This window comes from Mesorhizobium sp. M0048, from assembly GCF_040323405.1.
Classification (GTDB): Bacteria; Pseudomonadota; Alphaproteobacteria; order Rhizobiales; family Rhizobiaceae; genus Mesorhizobium.
The window spans coordinates 62,823-80,464 of the sequence record NZ_JAMYUV010000016.1; the positions used below are offsets into that span (position 1 = coordinate 62,823).

Annotated in this window: 16 protein-coding genes; 6 read left to right on the top strand and 10 right to left on the bottom strand. The window is 60.8% G+C overall.

What is annotated here, in order from left to right:
* From NKJ84_RS16260 to NKJ84_RS16280, 6 genes are all read right to left on the bottom strand, one after another.
* Entirely contained in the window at nucleotides 1-1,788 is a 1,788-nt protein-coding gene (locus NKJ84_RS16260) for an ABC transporter ATP-binding protein (protein WP_352507297.1), read from the bottom strand.
* 236 nt (nucleotides 1,789-2,024) lie between these two features.
* Entirely contained in the window at nucleotides 2,025-2,567 is a 543-nt protein-coding gene (locus NKJ84_RS16265) for a class I SAM-dependent methyltransferase (RefSeq protein ID WP_254817280.1), read from the bottom strand.
* 328 nt (nucleotides 2,568-2,895) lie between these two features.
* Nucleotides 2,896-3,207, bottom strand: a complete 312-nt coding sequence (locus NKJ84_RS33250) for a DUF6894 family protein (protein ID WP_502896086.1) — start codon at nucleotides 3,205-3,207, stop codon at nucleotides 2,896-2,898.
* A gap of 954 nt (nucleotides 3,208-4,161) precedes the next feature.
* The gene (locus NKJ84_RS16270; RefSeq protein WP_352507298.1) at nucleotides 4,162-4,386 is read right to left on the bottom strand and encodes a hypothetical protein; all 225 of its coding nucleotides are present in this window, start codon (nucleotides 4,384-4,386) and stop codon (nucleotides 4,162-4,164) included.
* Between the two features lie 249 nt (nucleotides 4,387-4,635).
* Complete coding sequence (locus NKJ84_RS16275; protein ID WP_352507299.1) at nucleotides 4,636-4,797, bottom strand: hypothetical protein; 162 nt, start codon at nucleotides 4,795-4,797, stop codon at nucleotides 4,636-4,638.
* A 453-nt stretch (nucleotides 4,798-5,250) separates the two neighbouring features.
* Nucleotides 5,251-5,517, bottom strand: a complete 267-nt coding sequence (locus tag NKJ84_RS16280; RefSeq protein ID WP_352507300.1) for a hypothetical protein — start codon at nucleotides 5,515-5,517, stop codon at nucleotides 5,251-5,253.
* 72 nt (nucleotides 5,518-5,589) lie between these two features.
* On the opposite strand from NKJ84_RS16280, the gene NKJ84_RS16285 reads away from it, so the two are divergent.
* The gene (locus NKJ84_RS16285) at nucleotides 5,590-5,820 is read left to right on the top strand and encodes a hypothetical protein (RefSeq protein ID WP_352507301.1); all 231 of its coding nucleotides are present in this window, start codon (nucleotides 5,590-5,592) and stop codon (nucleotides 5,818-5,820) included.
* Here the strand turns inward: NKJ84_RS16285 and NKJ84_RS16290 are convergent.
* Entirely contained in the window at nucleotides 5,802-6,104 is a 303-nt protein-coding gene (locus NKJ84_RS16290) for a DUF982 domain-containing protein (protein WP_352507302.1), read from the bottom strand. The two genes, NKJ84_RS16285 and NKJ84_RS16290, sit on opposite strands and share 19 nt — an antisense overlap.
* Before the next feature lie 254 nt (nucleotides 6,105-6,358).
* Here NKJ84_RS16290 and NKJ84_RS16295 point away from each other — a divergent pair, with 254 nt between their 5' ends.
* From NKJ84_RS16295 to NKJ84_RS16315, 5 genes are all read left to right on the top strand, one after another.
* The gene (locus NKJ84_RS16295) at nucleotides 6,359-7,420 is read left to right on the top strand and encodes a glycosyltransferase family 4 protein (RefSeq protein WP_352507303.1); all 1,062 of its coding nucleotides are present in this window, start codon (nucleotides 6,359-6,361) and stop codon (nucleotides 7,418-7,420) included.
* A 48-nt stretch (nucleotides 7,421-7,468) separates the two neighbouring features.
* Nucleotides 7,469-9,631 carry an amylo-alpha-1,6-glucosidase gene (locus NKJ84_RS16300; protein WP_352478897.1) on the top strand — a complete coding sequence of 721 codons (2,163 nt, stop codon included), beginning with the start codon at nucleotides 7,469-7,471 and terminating at the stop codon, nucleotides 9,629-9,631.
* Between the two features lie 175 nt (nucleotides 9,632-9,806).
* The gene (locus NKJ84_RS16305) at nucleotides 9,807-11,588 is read left to right on the top strand and encodes an alpha,alpha-trehalose-phosphate synthase (UDP-forming) (RefSeq protein ID WP_254817288.1); all 1,782 of its coding nucleotides are present in this window, start codon (nucleotides 9,807-9,809) and stop codon (nucleotides 11,586-11,588) included.
* Nucleotides 11,585-12,427, top strand: coding sequence for a trehalose-phosphatase (otsB, locus tag NKJ84_RS16310; RefSeq protein ID WP_352507304.1), 843 nt, complete (start codon nucleotides 11,585-11,587; stop codon nucleotides 12,425-12,427). Before NKJ84_RS16305 ends, otsB begins: the two co-directional genes overlap by 4 nt.
* A gap of 127 nt (nucleotides 12,428-12,554) precedes the next feature.
* On the top strand, nucleotides 12,555-14,012 hold the full coding sequence (locus NKJ84_RS16315) for an NCS1 family nucleobase:cation symporter-1 (protein WP_352507305.1): 1,458 nt from the start codon (nucleotides 12,555-12,557) through the stop codon (nucleotides 14,010-14,012).
* A gap of 29 nt (nucleotides 14,013-14,041) precedes the next feature.
* Here NKJ84_RS16315 and NKJ84_RS16320 read toward each other — a convergent pair whose 3' ends face one another.
* The 3 genes from NKJ84_RS16320 to NKJ84_RS16330 form a co-directional block, all read right to left on the bottom strand.
* A complete protein-coding gene (locus NKJ84_RS16320; protein WP_352507306.1) occupies nucleotides 14,042-14,581 on the bottom strand; it encodes a DUF1697 domain-containing protein in 540 nt (179 codons plus the stop codon).
* 10 nt (nucleotides 14,582-14,591) lie between these two features.
* Entirely contained in the window at nucleotides 14,592-16,220 is a 1,629-nt protein-coding gene (pyrG, locus tag NKJ84_RS16325; RefSeq protein ID WP_352478901.1) for a CTP synthase, read from the bottom strand.
* A gap of 147 nt (nucleotides 16,221-16,367) precedes the next feature.
* Nucleotides 16,368-17,483, bottom strand: a complete 1,116-nt coding sequence (locus tag NKJ84_RS16330; protein WP_352507307.1) for a L,D-transpeptidase — start codon at nucleotides 17,481-17,483, stop codon at nucleotides 16,368-16,370.
* Between the last annotated feature and the right edge of the window lie 159 nt (nucleotides 17,484-17,642).

A 17,642-nucleotide genomic window follows, 5' to 3' on the forward strand; every position in this document is an offset into this window, starting at 1 on the left:
TCAGCGCAATACGCTCTGCCGCAGCTTTTTGCCGCTTTCGACCATCGGATCGGGCGTCTCCAGGTGGAATATCGAACGATATATCTCGCTGTGCTTGGCAAGCTGGTCATGCGTTCCAGCATCGACAAGCTGTCCGGCGTCAAATACGAGAATACGATCGGCCGCCTTGATTGTAGACAGCCTGTGCGCAATGCAGATCACTGTGCGCTGAAATGTGTTGTCGAAGGCTGCCTCCATGACTGCCCGTTCGTTTTCACCGTCAAGCGCCGATGTCGCTTCATCATAGACGATTACCGCAGCATTCTTGAGCAGGGCGCGTGCGATGGCGACGCGTTGTTTCTGCCCGCCCGACAGATTGGTGCCGCTCGGCCCGACAAGCGTGTCGAGCCCGTTTTCGAGCGCCGAAGCGAAGCTGGTGACCCGGGCGAGGTTCGCAGCGGACTCGATTTCCTGATCCGTGGCGTTCGGGCGGCCGTCGCGAATGTTGTCGCGGATCGAGCCTTCGAACAGGAAGACGTCCTGTGACACCAGTGCGATATTATCGCGAACGTCGGCCAGGCTGATCTTCGAAATGTCCTTTCGGTCGATCAGGATCCTGCCCTTGTCCGGCTCCATCAGGCGCAGGATCAGATTGACGATGGTGGTCTTGCCGGCGCCGGAGCGGCCGACGATCGCCAGCTTCTCACGAGGTCGCACGTCGAAGGAAACACCCTCGAGCGCCGGGCTGTTGCCGTCATAGGAAAAGGCCACATCTTCAAAGCGGATACCACCATCGACGTCGGCCAGGCGCTCGCCCGCGATTGCAAGTCGCCGCTGCTCGGGCGTGTCGATCAAATCATACATCTGTTCGACGGCGACCATTTGCTTCTGGATGTCGACATTGACCCGGGCCAACCGCTTGGCAGGCTCATAGGCAAGCAGGAACGCGGTAATGAAGGCCATGAATTCGCCGGGCGTCTTGCCGTTGCCGAGGGTCTGCCAGCTGGCGTACATAACGAAAAGCCCGATGATCACGCCGCCGCCGGTCTCCATCAATGGGCTCATCAATGCTGACGTCCGGTTGATCTGGATGCCACGTCTTTCCATCTTGCGGACGGCCTTTGCAAAGCTGGCAACCGCCTTGTCCTCGAGCTGGAAGGACTTGATGGTGCGGATGCCTTCGACGGCTTCCGTGCCGATCGACTGGACCTGTGCGGCCAATTCCGTCTCGCCCCTCGCCAGCGCCTTGAGCTTCCTGGTTATCGCGCCGACTGACAGGAACAGCATCGGCAGAACCGCCACGGATATTAGCGACATTACCGGGTCCTGCTTGACCATGACGCTGGCCAAGGCAATCAGGGTCAGCAGATCAGAGACGGCGCTGCTCGTGAGGGTGAGAATAACGGTCGCCCCGGCGCGCGCGTTGAACATGATCTTGGAGATAAATTTTGCCGGATGCTGGTTCGCGAAACGGCTGATGTCGAAATACACCATTCGGGAAAATTGACGGTTTTGAAGGTCTGAAACGATAGCCCGGCGAATCTTCCCCGTGGTGATGGTCTGGCAGTAGGCAGCTATGCCCTTGACCAGGAAAATGCCGATAATGACGACGCTGATACCCGATACAGCGGCAGCGTCTCGCTCGACATAGATGGTGTTGATCATGACTTTCATGATCCAGGCCGCTGCCCCGGTCGCCGCAGCAGCAGCGATCGAGCACAGCAAACCTGTCACATACAGCATCTTGTGCGGCGGCAGATTTTCGCCAATCAGACGCTTGATCAGCGGATATGCTGGGGCCGTTGACACTCGTTTCTTTGCAATCATCTCGTCGCCGCCCGTTGCGATCCCGTCCGGTCTTTGTGTTGTCTTGAAGCGCGAAACGGTTTCGATCACCTGTCTGTGGCTTCGTTCCCGACCGCAGTCAATGCCGAACCGGACCCTTGCACGTCATCGGCTTACGACCGTCGGTTCCTCGCATACGAGCATAGCGGACCCAGCCACGCGGCTCTTGCGCCATTCGCTGTCGGCCGCGCTATGCCCGGTCAGTGTTTCGCGAGGACCATGAGATGGCTTCCAAGAGGCGAGGTGTGATTGCTTTTGATTGAAAAGCCCACATCCGAAAGCACCGCGATCATCTCTCTATCCTTGCCAGGAGGAACGCGGGCAACGATCGTTTGAGCACGCCTGGCGATATCGCACAGCACGCGTCGCGCCTTGTCCGCGCCGAGGCTCCACTGCATGTGATGGTAGACCGCCAGCAGCATGACGATGTCATACTGCGGTTGGAGAACATTTTGCAGCTTCCGGCTGCCAAGATCGAGACAATCGAACCGGCTTTGAACCGGACAACCCAGGAAGATCATCCTGGCCGTCTCGATATGCGGCTTGAGAATGTCGATCCCATGGATCGAACTCGGTCCTAGCTTGGATATCTCATAGGCGACAACACCCATGTTGCAGCCAACATCGAGAATGGACTTCCCGGCGTAGTCGACCTCTGCTGAGAATAGGCCGTCCAGTCGGTCGTCCCACGTTCCCTTGAATCTCTTTTGCTTATTTGACCACCACAAATCATTGTTCTCCAAAAGCGGCGCCGGACTGGTTTCCTTGACGGAGGACGACTGTGCGCTGGGCCTTGGCCCCGGACCAGTTGCTGGCGCGCAAACGACACTGTCCAGAATGTCCTGTAAACGTAACCGCGGGAGAAAGGAACTCCTGATCACAGCATCCTGCGAAGACGTTTCGGGAAGCTGACGAACATCAGCCCAACAGATCGACACATCGGTTGGAAACCGCAATGTCGCTTGGCGCCCCTACCCGGGCCTGCCCTCGAGTTCCTGAAACGTACGCCCTTTCGGCAAGGCAAGCCATGTTTGTTCTTGCTTTGTGCCGGCAGCTATGCTACTAATTTGCCTATGGTGCTGATTTGCACCAACGACCGTCTTGCCGCGAGATGCGGTTTTTCAGCCAGGCTCGATCAAAGCTCGCCCGCATTGCCGGGCTTTTTGGCCAACAAGGTCGAGCGCCGGCCTTTTCGGCAGCTTCCGAGAAGGGAAATCGGAAAAGCAGCTTCCGGTTCTCGTCGCAGATTTCGAAGGAAAGGTCTGTCAGGACTGGGCTGCCGCTGAGCAGACCCTCGGCCAGGATTTCCTTGGCCGAAGCCATGGCGTTGTCCTGGGCGGCAGACAGGCCATCCAGGTCCTGCCCCTCGAAATCTTCCGTCAAGCGGCCGTCATTGTTGGTAGTGTCTCAGTTTGAAATTTGAGACCGGTCAGCCTATCAGAATGCATGAAGTCATATTTCTTGGTTGGGACAATAGGGAAGGCCCAAACTGAAGCGGAGTTGGACCGACAACTCCCCGGCCAACGGCACCCTTGGGTGCTACCCAGACTCGGTGGAGGCGATGCTATCGCCTACGTCAGTTTGGAAGCCAACGGGGATGTCCAAGTCGATGTTAGCGGTCGGCACCACCCGAAGGATCAAGTCGTATTGCGCCTGCTGCGATTGCTCCGAAATGAAGTCGGCGGCACTATCGAAGATGACGGCTAGATGCCGCGTTTTTGTACGGCCCACGCTTGCCCGGCTTCGGCCCCTCCAAGAAGAACAACGGCGAAGGCAAAGAAAAGATGCTCACTTGGACCACGCTGAGCTCATTAAATGAAAACGATCTCCTCTACCGTGGCGCGGTGTTTCGCTTCCGTGCAGTAACACCAATCGAAGAGATCCGAGAATATATGCTGTTTGAAACCTTCGAAGCATCCGGTCTAGGGCTTGTCCGGTGCAGCGGCTATGGCGCGGGCCACGTCTCGTCTATTTGCCGAAGGAAGCGAGGGCAAAGGGCGCAATGGCAATATCGCCAATTTGGCTTGCCTCGCATTGGCGCAAATGGATCGGTCATTCTACCCCAAGCGAAGTTTGGGTATCCAAGGCGGCGCGGGAGCCGCCGGAGCGGCTGCCAGCCAGTGATGCCTTCGAGATGAAGCCGGGCAATCTTCCGCCCGATAAAAAATGAATTCAAACTGAGACACTACCTCATTGTTTCAGAAATGAAAAAATATCTCGGCATGCCTGCTCCGGCTGGTTGGTTTATGTCGTCGCGAGCGGTCTCAGGAACAGCGTTGGATTCGTACAGGACAGCACTGTACGATTTTGACATCGGGATTCATGGCATTCAGGCCTTCATGCGTCAGGTCGATCGAACAGCACCCCCAGCCCATGCTCGAACGCACATGCCGCAATCATTTCGTCCAGGGCTTTTCCGGAGACCGGGCAATTCGGCATGACAGCCGTGATCGCCATCTCAGCCGCTGCGGTGGAAACCTCATCGTGGCGCCTCTTCCTGGTCTCGATATATTGCTCGATCAGAATTTTCAGGCGCCGCGCTGCAATCTCGTCAACGACCATCGTTCTCCCTCGATTCGGCACAATGTCCGTCTTCCGGGTGAAAGGTCCGCTGCCATTGGGTAGCAGCGGACCACTCGGCTGGGTGACCCAATGGCCCGAGGCGGGGGTCTCGGACCGTCACACAATAGCTTCGAGAGGCCACTCGTTCCACAGAACGCTGTCGTTGGTAATATTCGTACACTGAACATTGCCGCAGGCAGTCGGCGACTGTGCGATTTTTCGGCCAAGCTGCAGTCGCCGGATACCGGATCAGCTCCGGCTTTGATAGCTGTAGATGCCTGCGCCGATCGCGACCGCTCCTACGGTGATCAGAATCGATGGCACCCCCATCAACGTCGCGACGATCCCCCAGACGATGGCGACGGCGATTGCGCCGGCAGTTCCCAGGACCAGTCTAAGCCGTTTCGACATTATCCATTCCCCCAAAAAATGCATCTTTGGCCCTTCCGGTCGAAATACCGCAATGCGGCACCATTGTCTGCGCTTCGTCCAACTTTCTATGCCCGCCCCTGAGCCCGACCGCTGAGGCGTAAGCGATCCGTATGCGGCCCTGTTGCAAACACCCACTCGACAGCGAGGAAGCTTTGGGCGCGAGCCCGAGAAGCGAGGCGTCAGAAAGCGAGGTATCTATGCAAAATTTTCGGAATTTACTCCGGTTCTCGATCATGGCCATGGCGGCCACGACAACCGCAATAGTCATCACGGGCCTTACGCCTAAGACAACCGAAGCGACTTTGATTTGCCATAGGTTGGTCTGCCAGAAGGCGAGCAATGAACCCAGTGCCTTCGGCACCAAAAATCAGCGTAAATCCACCTGCGAAAATGTAAGCGAGGGCGCTAACAACCGTCCCTCCCCGCACAATGTCAACAAGGGGCCCATCGGCAGCTCAAGCAGCAGCGGTTCGAGCGGACAAGCAGTTCGAGTGGCCGCAGCGGCTCGAGCGGCAGCAGCGGATCAAGCGGCAGCGGTGCTTCGAGCGGCGGCAATGACGGCAGTAGCGGGTCCAGCAGCGGCAACGATGGGACAAGCAGCAGCGCCGCAAGCGGCTCCAGCGGTTCGAGCGGCGGCAGCAGCGGATCGACGGCGGCGGATCGACCAGCGGAACAGGCGGTACCAGCGGCGGTGGCCACTCTACTTGACCCATGCCGGCGACCTGGCGGCCGCCAACGGCAATCAATCCTCATAACAACGGGAGTAGTAGCTTGACGCTCCAACCGAAATCGGCGACCGCGCCCCTCACCGGCCCCGCAGGATTGCTTGGTCTTGCGCTGGCTGTCGCGATGCTCGTCGACAGAAGCTGGCCTGTGCATTTGCAGGCCATGAACGCGTCTGTTCGCAAAAGCGCGTCGGTCGCCGATCGGGCGCTCCGGCTGAATGCCACCCGTGATCTGACGGTCTGCGGCAGTTGGCGCGCCTATCGCCTCAGCGCGTGATCGCGATGCCGCTCCTCGCCGCTCATCGGCAACGGCCGATCGCCCTCGAGCAGGCGGGTGATCCGTGCGAAGCCGGTAAAAGCCTTTCGCGCTTCCTCGGCCGACATCCGGCCGGCCATGGCAGCAGCGCAGCAATTCACGGCGCACTGGTAAACCGGCCCGCGCCGCCCGGCCGGCCATTTTCGCAAGAATGCCATTGCTTCGGCAACGCTGTCGATCTCCTCCACGGGCTGTCCCTGTCCGCGCAAAATCCGCACAGGTGAAAAGAATTGCAAACGGTCCATCGTTCCTCCCCGTCGACCGGTTGCGTGCGATCGAACCCCACTAAACTCGCGAACCGGGCTTTGGTTCCCGGCAAAGAGGGCTTGGCTTGGAAAATGTTGGCCGGACCAGACGAGCAGCGGTGGAAACGCCCGGCAGCCCCTATCGGATGACATCTTGCCCCAATTGGATGACATCTTGCTATGGTACGGGAACGTTAGCGCGGCTGATGCATTTCGATGCCACGAACAGTCTTGTTTGAGGGAAATGCCAAAACATGAGAATAGCCCATGTGGCGCCGCTCCATGAATCCGTGCCACCCCGGTTCTATGGAGGGACGGAGCGCATCGTCTCCTATCTGACCGAGGGATTGGTCGAGCTTGGCCATGACGTGACCCTGTTCGCCAGCGGCGATACCAAGACATCGGCGAAATTGGTGGCGTGTCGCGAGCGCGCGCTCCGTCTCGATCCGCGCCCGCACAAATCCGAAACCGCGGCGCATCTCGCGATGCTCGCCGAGGTGAGGAACCGGGCGCAACAGTTCGACATCATCCATTTCCATCTCAGCCACTTCCTGCATTTTCCTTTCTTCGAACACATACCTGACCGCACGGTGACGACACCGCATGGCAGGCTCGACTATGTCGACCTGGCCCCGGCCTACGAACGTTTTCCGCGCTTTCCGATGATCTCGATTTCGCGCAGCCAGAGAACCGGGCTACCCACGGCCAATTGGCTGGCGACCATCCATCACGGGCTGCCGATCAATATCTACGAGCCGACTTTCGAGACGGATGCGGACGAGCCGTATCTGGCCTTTCTGGGCCGGCTGTCGCGCGACAAGCGGCCGGACCGTGCCATTGAGATCGCCTTGCGCTCCGGGCTGAAACTGAAGGTTGCGGCAAAGATCGGCGACGACGACCGCGCTTTTTTTCACGACACGGTCGAGCCGCTGATCGACGGCGACCGTGTCGACTACATCGGCGAGATCGAAGAGGACAGAAAAGCGGAATTCCTCGGCAAGGCGGCCGGCCTGCTGTTTCCGATCGATTGGCCGGAGCCGTTCGGTCTTGCCGCGATAGAGGCTATGGCCTGCGGCACGCCGGTGATCGCCTGGAAATGCGGTGCCCTGCCGGAGATCATCGACCACGGCGTGACCGGTTTCCTTGTCGATTCAGTCGATGCTGCTGTCGCCTCGATACCGGAATTGCTGCGCCTCGACAGGCGACAGGTGAGAGCCGTATTCGAAAACCGTTTTTCTGCCACGAGAATGGCCCACGACTATGTGACTGCCTATGCGCGCCTGATCGGCACTCCCGGTGAAGCGAGAGCGTCCTGATCGGCGTCATTGTGGACGTTGGAAACGAAACGACAGAGCTTGTGACGTATGAATCAACTCGACGAGCGTAAGCTTGATCCCGCTGTAGCCCTTGCCTCGCTCGACGAGGTTGCGCCCCGGGAGCCGCACCGACTGTTCGCCCTCAAGCAAGGCGACTGCTTCGCGGTGGCCGACGCTTATGGCGACATCCGCGGCGCCGGCGACGGCTTTTTCCGAGACGACACGCGTGTGCTTTCGGAATTCCGGCTGACGATCGGTGGCCGGCAAATGTCGCTGCTGGGCGCATCGCTCAGCCAGGACAATGTGCTTTTCACCTCGAACCTGACCAATCTGCCGATCCAGAGTGTCGGTGGCCGCGACATTCCGCAGGGCGCGATCCACATAGAACGCGTCAGGCTGCTTTGGCAGGACCGGCTGTTCGAGCGCATCACCCTTTCGAACTACAGCCAGGAATCGTCGGCCATTCGGGTTTCCTTGCATTTCGCAGCAGATTTCCGCGACATGTTCGAGGTGCGCGGTTCGACCCGGCTCAAGCGCGGAATAGCCCACGCCGCCGAGACCAGTCCGACATCCGTGGTGCTTCGATATGACGGGCTGGACCAGCTCGTACGCCTGTCGGCGATCTCGTTCTCGCAGGCGCCGGACAATTTGACCGCCAGCCGTGCGGATTTCCTGGTTGCGGTGACGAAGCGCAGTAGCGAGGTCCTCTATATCGAGGTCGGCCCGGAGGTGGCGGAGACACCCGACCGCGACCGTTTTCGGGCTGCCGCCGCCCGCGCTCGCTTCGGCATGCGCGCCAAACGCCGCCACGGCGCGACGGTGCACAGCTCCGGCCGCGTCTTCAACGACTGGATCGAACGCGCGCGCGCAGACGTGGCGTTGCTGACCACCGAGCTTGCAACCGGACCTTACCCCTATGCCGGCATACCCTGGTTCTCGACGGCGTTTGGCCGTGACGGGGTGATTTCCGCACTGCAGATGCTGTGGTTGAATCCTGGGCTGGCGCGCGGCGTACTTGCCTTTCTCGCCCAGCATCAGGCAACCGAAACGTCGCCGTTCAGCGATTCGCAGCCGGGCAAGATCATGCACGAGACCCGCAAGGGCGAGATGGCGGCGCTGCGGGAGCTCCCGTTCGGCCGCTATTACGGCGGTGTCGATACCACGCCGCTCTACATTCATCTCGCTTGCGCCTATGCGGATCGTACCGGCGACATGGCGTTCGTCGACAGCCTGTGGCCATCGCTCTGTGCAGCGGCCGAATGGACGGAAGAGACAAGCCGCGCGACCGGCTTCGTTACCTACCAGCGCGGCGCCGAGACCGGCCTCGCCAACCAGGGCTGGAAGGACAGTTTCGATTCCGTCTTCCATGCCGATGGCCGCATGCCCAAGGGGCCGATCGCCCTGGTCGAGGTGCAAGGCTACGTCTTTGCTGCGTTCCGTGGGCTGGCGGCGCTCGCCCGCCGCCGCGGCGAGGACGACAAGGCCGATCATTGGGAGGAACGCGCCGAAACCATGCGCGCCGCGGTGGAACGCCATTTCTGGATGGACGATCTCAATTTCTATGCACTGGCGATCGATGGTGCAGGCGAGCTCTGCAAGGTACGGACGTCGAATGCCGGCCATCTTCTCTATGTCGGGCTGCCCGAGCCGGAACGGGCGCAGATGGTCGCCGATCAGCTGCTCTCCGCGTCGTTCCACTCTGGTTGGGGAGTGAGGACGCTGGCCGACGATGCGATATTCTTCAATCCGATGTCCTACCACAATGGCTCGATCTGGCCGCACGACACCGCCATGTGCGGTGCCGGCCTGGCACGTTACGGCGTGCGCGACAGCGTGGTCCGGCTGATGAGCGGCACGTTCGAATCGGCTGTCCATTTCAACATGCGGCTGCCGGAACTGTTCTGCGGCTTTACCCGGTCGCCGGGCGAAGCGCCGATCGCCTATCCCGTCGCGTGCCTGCCGCAGGCCTGGTCGGCGGGATCGGCCTTCATGCTGATGCAGGCCTGCCTTGGCCTCGAAATCGACGGCTGGAAGAGCGAAATCCGGGTCACCCGCCCAAGGCTGCCGATCGGCATCGACACGCTGACATTGCGGCATCTGGGTGTCGGCTCGACGGTGGTCGACCTCACATTCCAGCGTGTCGGCGACCGGGTCGTCGCCTTTCTCGCCGATCGGTATGAGGGGATGGTGCCGCTCATCGTGCGCACTTGATGCCGCCGCGCTGCGACGCATCGAAATGATGCCCGGCATTGCAATCGTCCGGAACCGATAGCCTCTTTGTGCGTTGCAAAATGGGCAGCGGGGGATGCTGTCGTCGTCACACGGCAGCGAACCAGAAAAACAAACAGAAACGGCTATCGGCCGGCCGGAGGCGAGATCACATTCGATGTCAGATTATACTGTAAACCTGCTCTGGGTTTTGCTGATTGCAAGTTTTGGCTTTTCCGCTTTTGCCATTCTCCTATCGATATCCCGCCAGCGCCGCGGCCGCGCAACGGCGGCCGCATACACGCCGAGCGAGGATGTCGCGTCGGAAGCGGCACGCAAGGTGCTGCGCGAGTTCGAAAAGAACGGCCAATCGGCCGATGCGGCACTCGTCACGTGGTCGCCCGACACCTTGCGCAAGATCCTGGCCGATGACCTGCCGGACGCACAGGTCATCGTCGTGTCCAACCGCGAACCCTACATCCACAACATCAAGGATGACGGCGTGCAACTTTTAGTGCCGGCCAGCGGGCTGGTTTCGGCACTCGAGCCCATCACCCGCGCCTGTGCCGGCACCTGGATCGCCTATGGCGGCGGCACGGCAGACCGCCTCACAGTCGACAAGGACGACCGGGTGCAGGTGCCGCCAGGCAATCCGTCCTACACGCTGCGCAGGGTCTGGCTGACGGAGGAGGAATATCAAGGCTATTATCTGGGTTTCGCCAATGAGGGGCTATGGCCGCTTTGCCATATCGCCTTCACCCGCCCCGTGTTTCGCGCCTCGGACTGGGACGCCTACGAGGCCGTCAACCGCAAATTCGCCGATACGGTGGTTGCCGAAGCCCGCAACGAACGGCCGATCGTGCTAGTGCAGGACTACCATTTTGCGCTGCTGCCGCGCATGATTCGCCAGCGCCTGCCGGACGCGATAGTCATCACCTTCTGGCATATCCCCTGGCCCAATTCGGAAGTGTTCAGCATCTGTCCGTGGCGTGAGCGGATCCTGGAGGGACTGCTCGGCAGTTCGATCATCGGCTTTCATACCCAATTCCATGCCAACAACTTCACCGAAAGTGTCGACCGCTTTCTGGAGAGCCGGATCGAACGGGCAGACGCGGCAATCTCCTATGGTGGGCAGACCACATTGGTCCACGCCTATCCCATTTCCATAGAATGGCCGGCCCAATTGCTGGCAAAACTGCCGTCTGTCGAGGAGTGCCGCGCCCGTGTCCGCGACAGATTCGGCCTGTCAGCGGATACCAAACTGTGCATCGGAGTCGAGCGCCTCGACTACACGAAAGGCATTCTCGATCGCTTCCATGCCTTGGACGAATTGTTCACGAAATATCCCGAATGGATAGGCAAGGTGGTTTTCCTGCAGATCGCGGCGCCGAGCCGGGGGACATTGCCCGCCTACCAGCAACTCCACGACGAATGCCGCCGCTATGCCGACGAGCTCAACCGGCGCTATGGCAGCGAGACATACAGTCCTATCCTGATGGTCGCCGAACATCATCGGCAGGAGCAGGTCTACGAGGTCTATCGCGCCGCCGACATCTGCATGGTCACCAGCCTGCATGACGGCATGAACCTTGTCGCCAAGGAATTCGTCGCAGCGCGCGACGACGAACAGGGCGTGCTTTTGCTCAGCACCTTCGCCGGTGCGTCGCGCGAACTGCTGGAAGCACTGATCGTTAACCCCTACGATGCGGCCATGATGAGCGAGGCGCTGTTGCAGGCGCTGACGATGACGCCGGAAGAGCAGCGCGAACGTTTGCGGCCGATGCGTGAGATGGTCCGCGACAACAACGTCTACCGCTGGGCCGGCAGCATGCTGCTGGACGCCGCGCGCCTGCGCAAACGCGGCGATCTCGACAGGGTGACCGGAACCGGCGAGCGCCCGCCATCGAACACCAACAACGTCATCTCGATGTTCGAGCGGGCACGGAAGGCAGCATCGTGAAAAGCTTTGAACAACCGCCGGCGTTGAACCTGTCGGAAGGGCAATGGGCGCTCTTCCTCGACATCGACGGAACCTTGCTGGAACACGCTGCCCATCCCGACGCGGTGTTCGTCGGCGAGGAATTGCGCAATCTGCTTGGACGCATCGAGCGGCGGCTGGATGGTGCGGTCGCTTTCATCACCGGCCGATCGATCCCCGCCGTGGACAAGCTGTTCCATCCGCTGAAGCTGCGGATCGCCGGACTATATGGGCTGGAGCACCGGCTGACGCCGACGGGTCCCATCGATGCCGCCGACGCGCCGGCCGACATCGCCGCCCTTGCCGACGAGATCGAGGCCGAACTGGGCAGCGGCAAGGTCTATGTCGAGCGCAAGGGGCCGGTCCTTGCCGTTCATACAAGAGCAGCACCGCAACTGCTTGCGCCCGCAATCCAGCTCGTCGAACAGGCATTGGCCCGGCTTCCGAAGGGTTATCGGGTGCTTCCGGGAAACGCCGGCGTCGAGCTCATGCCCCTGGAAGCCGTCAAAGGTGCAGCCATCCGGCGTTTTATGGACATTCCGCCCTTTGTCGGCCGGCGGCCGATATTCCTCGGAGACGATACATCGGACGAACACGGTTTCGAGGCGATCAATGAAATTGGCGGCATCTCCATCCGCGTGAAGCCGAACGGGCCGACGGCCGCAAACTATGCCCTCGACGACGTGACCGGCGCAATAGCCTGGCTCAAGGCCAGTTTCGAGACATCGGCGGTCTCCGGTGCTCTACCGGCCGACAAGCAGGCAGAGACCGAATCAAGGGCGAAGATCAACATCGCAGCCACGGCATCGTCCGGCCGATAAGCGCGGTTCTCATTGAATGTCTTTAAGGCCAAAGCCGGCAAATCGTCTGCTTGCCGGTTCCCCTGCGTCAGGCTTAACCTGCTCCCATGCGTGGAGGCGCGTGCCATAACGAGGGGAGGACATAGCAATGACCATACAAGGCGCATCACCGGACCTGTACAATGACGATCTCGCCCCGGCGAAGGTTCGAAACTGGGGACCGTTCTCGATCTTCAACGTCTGGACGTCGGATGTCCACAGCCTGTGGGGCTACTATCTGGCGGCCAGCCTGTTCCTGTTTTGCGGCGGCTTCGTCAACTTCATCATCGCCATCGGTATCGGTTCGCTGATCATCTATGCATTGATGAACATGGTCGGCTATGCCGGCGTGAAGACCGGGGTGCCCTACCCTGTCCTGGCGCGTGCCTCCTTCGGCATCTGGGGCGCCAACATACCGGCGCTGGTGCGCGCCATAGTCGCCTGCTTTTGGTACGGCGCGCAGACGGCGGCTGCCTCAGGCGCGATCGTAGCTCTGCTGATCCGCTCGCAGTGGTTCGCCGACTTCAACCAGAGCACACATTTCCTCGGCCACTCCGGGCTCGAGGTGATCTGCTTCGCCGTCATCTGGGCGCTGCAGCTCCTGATCATCCAGAAGGGCATGGAAACGGTGCGCCGCTTCCAGGATTGGGCCGGACCGGCGGTGTGGGTGATGATGCTGATCCTGGCCATCTATCTTTGCTTCAAGGCAGGCACCTTCGCCTTCACCAGCGACATCCCGATGGATGTGCTGCTGGAAAAGACGAAGGACGCGGGCGTGCCGGGCACGCCGGGCTCCTGGACCTCGCTGTTTGCGGTGGCGGCTATCTGGGTGACCTATTTCTCCGCCCTCTATCTCAACTTCTGCGATTTCGCCCGCTATGCGCCGGACAAGGCATCGCTGCGCAAGGGCAACATCTGGGGCCTGCCGGTCAATCTCATCCTGTTCTCGCTTGTCGCCGGCGTCACCACGATCGCCGCCTTCGACGTTTATGGCGAAGTGCTGCTGCATCCCGACCAGATCTCGGCGAAGTTCGACAGCTGGTTCCTGGCGGCGCTCGCAGCGCTGACTTTTGCGGTGGCGACGCTCGGCATCAATGTGGTGGCGAACTTCGTGTCGCCGGCCTTTGACTTCTCCAACGTTTTTCCACGCCAGATCGACTTCAAGAAGGGCGGTTTCATCGCGGCGTTGATAGCGCTTGTGCTTTATCCTTTCGCGCCCTGGGAAGGCAGTGCTGCCTCGTTCGTCAACATCATCGGCGCGACGATGGGGCCGATCTTCGGCGTGATGATGGTCGACTATTACCTGATCCGGAAGGGCGAGGTCGACGTCGAGGCGCTCTACAGGGAGAATGGCGAATTCCGCTTCCAGGGCGGCTGGCATGTCAATGCCTTCATCGCCGCCGGTATCGGCGCGGTCTTCTCCTCGATCCTGCCCAACTTCACCAGCCTGCTGCCGTCATGGTGGGGCGTCTATGGCTGGTTCTTCGGCGTGGCAATTGCCGGCGTCATCTATTACGTGCTGCGCACGATGGCACTCGGTGCCGGAGCCAGGATAGCCAAAGCTTGAGCGATTCGGGGCGGCGCAAGCCGCCCCGTTCATTCTGCGACCATCTCGGCCAGGCGGCGTACGGTGTTCCAGTTGCGCGAGGTGCCGATGCCCAGGCGTTTGTGACTGACCGCTGCAAGCAGCCGCGAACTCGGCGTCTCGCGCGAAAAGACGATCCAGATGTCGCCGCCGACAATCCGCAGCTTCTCGCCCTTGCCGGCATAGGCCTCAAGCGCCGCGGCGGCCTCGTCGCGAACGGGCGCCCGCATCACGCGCACCGCCACCTGGTCCGCGGCCTCAGCCGATTCGGCTGGGAACGGATTGCCGGCCGCCAGCCCCAGCCAGCAGTCGGCGCGGCGCACGATGATGTCCACGTGGCGGCCGAAAGTCTTTACGAACGCCGCCTCCAGCCGCTGCTCCAACGCCGCAAGTTCTGTTTCTTGCGCCTCGAAAACAAGATTGCCGGTCGCCACCAGCGTGCGCGGGTTATTCAGGCCCAGGCCTTCGGCCATCGCCTTCAGATCGGACATGACGACCCGCCGCCCCTCGCCCAGAACAATGCTATAGAGCAGCGCGACGTAAGTTTGCATGGGCGGCTGTTTAGACCAGACGCGACTGCTCTACCGCCGCTTCGATGAAGCTGGCAAACAGCGGGTGTGGATCGAGCGGCCGGCTTTTCAGCTCGGGATGGTACTGCACGCCGATGAACCAGGGGTGGTCTGGATATTCGACCGTTTCCGGCAGCACGCCGTCCGGCGACATGCCGGCAAACACCAGGCCGCAATTCTCGAGCCGCTCCTTGTAGTCGACATTGACCTCGTAGCGGTGACGATGGCGTTCGGAAATCTGGGTATCGCCATAGATCGCAGCGATCTTCGATCCCTTGGCGAGGTCGGCCTGGTAGGCACCAAGCCGCATGGTACCGCCAAGGTCGCCGGTTTCCCTGCGCTTTTCCAGCATGTTGCCCTTCAGCCATTCGGTCATCAAGCCGACGACCGGCTCCTCGGTCGGGCCGAACTCGGTCGATGATGCGTGCTCGACGCCGGCCAGCGAGCGCGCCGCCTCGATGCAGGCCATCTGCATGCCGAAGCAGATGCCGAAATACGGCACCTTGCGCTCGCGCGCGAACTTCGCCGCCAGGATCTTGCCCTCCGAGCCGCGCTCGCCAAAACCGCCGGGGACGAGAATGCCATGGACCTTCTCCAGCCATGGCGCCGGGTCTTCCTTCTCGAATATCTCGCTTTCGATCCAGTCGAGCTTGACCTTCACCCGGTTGGCGAGGCCACCATGCGACAGCGCCTCGATCAGCGATTTGTAGGCGTCTTTGAGGCCGGTATATTTGCCGACGACGGCAATCGTCACTTCGCCTTCCGGATTGTGGATGCGGTTGGACACCGCTTGCCACCGTTCCATGCGCGGCTTCGGCGCCGGATCGATGCCGAAGGCGGCCAGCACTTCCGAATCCAGCCCTTCATTGTGATAGGCCATCGGCACGTCGTAGATGTGCGGGACGTCGAGCGCCTGGATGACGGCGCTTTCGCGGACATTGCAGAACAACGACAGCTTTCTGCGCTCTTCCTTGGGGATCGGCCGGTCGGCGCGGACCAGCAGTATGTCGGGTGCAATACCGATGCCGCGCAACTCCTTGACTGAATGCTGCGTCGGCTTGGTCTTCAGTTCGCCCGCGGTCGGAATGTAAGGCATTAAGGTCAGGTGGACGTAGACGGCGTTGTTGCGCGGCAGGTCGTTGCCGAGTTGGCGGATCGCCTCCAGGAACGGCATCGCTTCGATGTCGCCGACGGTGCCGCCGATCTCGCACAGCACGAAATCGTAATCGTCATTGCCGTTGAGGACGAAGTTCTTGATCTCGTCGGTGACGTGCGGAATGACCTGCACGGTGGCGCCGAGATAGTCGCCACGCCGCTCGCGCTCGATGATGTTCTTATAGATGCGGCCGGTGGTGATGTTGTCTTGCTGGTTGGCCGAGCGGCCGGTGAAGCGCTCATAATGGCCAAGATCGAGATCGGTCTCGGCCCCGTCATCGGTCACAAAGACTTCGCCGTGCTGATAGGGCGACATCGTGCCGGGATCGACATTGAGATAGGGATCGAGCTTTTTGATGCGTGCGCGATAGCCCCGCGCCTGCAAGAGAGCCCCAAGGGCCGCCGCAGCAATGCCTTTTCCAAGTGAGGAAACCACGCCGCCTGTGATGAATACATATCGCGCCATGGGAGTCATCGCTTAACGCGGCCGAATTGATTCCGCCAGAGAAAAAACCGCCGCGAAGGCTTTTTCCCAAGAAGGCGCTCTGGTCGTTGGCGTATCAAAACAAAAGGGCCGGCGAGGCCGGCCCTTTTGGCACGATCTGTCAAAGCGTCAGATGATGACGACTTTGGTGCCTACTTTCACCCGGCGGTAAAGGTCCATGACGTGCTCGTTGATCATGCGGAAGCAGCCATTGGAGGCGCTGGTTCCGATCGACTGCGGCGCGATGGTGCCGTGAATGCGCAGGTGGGTATCCTTCTTGCCGTCGTAAAGATAGATGGCGCGCGCACCGAGCGGATTGTCGCCGCCGCCGGGCATACCGTCCTTGTATTGGCCATAGTGCTTGGGTTCGCGCTTTTGCATATCCAGCGTCGGAATCCAGCGCGGCCATTCCTGCTTGTCGCCGACGGCAACCGTACCCTTGAACTGCAGGCCTTCCCGGCCGACCGCGATGGCATAACGGCGGGCGGTTGACGATGATTCGACGAGGTAGAGACGGCGAGCGCTGGTATCGATGACGATGGTGCCCGGGTTGTAGCCAGTGAATTCGACCTCCTGCGGCACGAATTCCGGCTTGACCTTGAACTGCCGCTTGGCCTGCTTCCTTTCGAGTGCGGCGTCGAGCGCGCGTGTTTCCGGAAGCAGCGACATTGACGACGAAGTTGTGCCGCCGAACAGTCCCGCGAACAGCCCGACGCTCTGCGGCTTCTGCCCCACCGGTTCGCTGCGCAACTCGCCATTGTTGCCGGTCAGGGCAACGTTCATGGCCTCGGCCGGGATCGGCTCGGCCGACTGGATCGGCGCAATCGGTTCGATGATGTTGAGGGTCTTCTTCTTCTTGGCTGGCGTAGCGTCAGCCACCTTCGCCGCCGCGAGCGGCTGGCTCTTCTTGGCAAGGAATGCCTGCCGTTCCGCATCGGCTTTGGCTTTCGCCGCCTCCCGCATCGCCAGCTTCCTGGCTTCGAGTGCTTTGGCGCGAGCGGCTTCCTTGTCGGCTGCGATCTTGGCTTCGATCTTGCGGATCTGCGCAAGGTCGTCCGGCGTCGGATCTTTCTTCTTCTTGAGAAGCTTCAATTGCGCCGCATCGCTTTTGGCAGCGACGTTGACGACGTCGGTTGTTGCTGCGGCTTTATGGGCCGAGTTTGCCGTCGGCATGGCCGCGTAAGCGGGCGCACCTAGGCTGAGCACGGCACAAAGGCCGGCAAAAATGAAGCTGCGAAGCTGCATGGGGAAGATCCGATCGTTCAATGCTTGTTGCCCACGGCATCGCCCGGCGCCCCCCAAGGACGCCGAGAATGCCGCGTGCAACCTATAATCGATTAGCCGGAAGCGCCTCAAGCGCGCGGTGCGGTCGAATCTTCGTGATCGTGCGGCATTTGCCGCGAC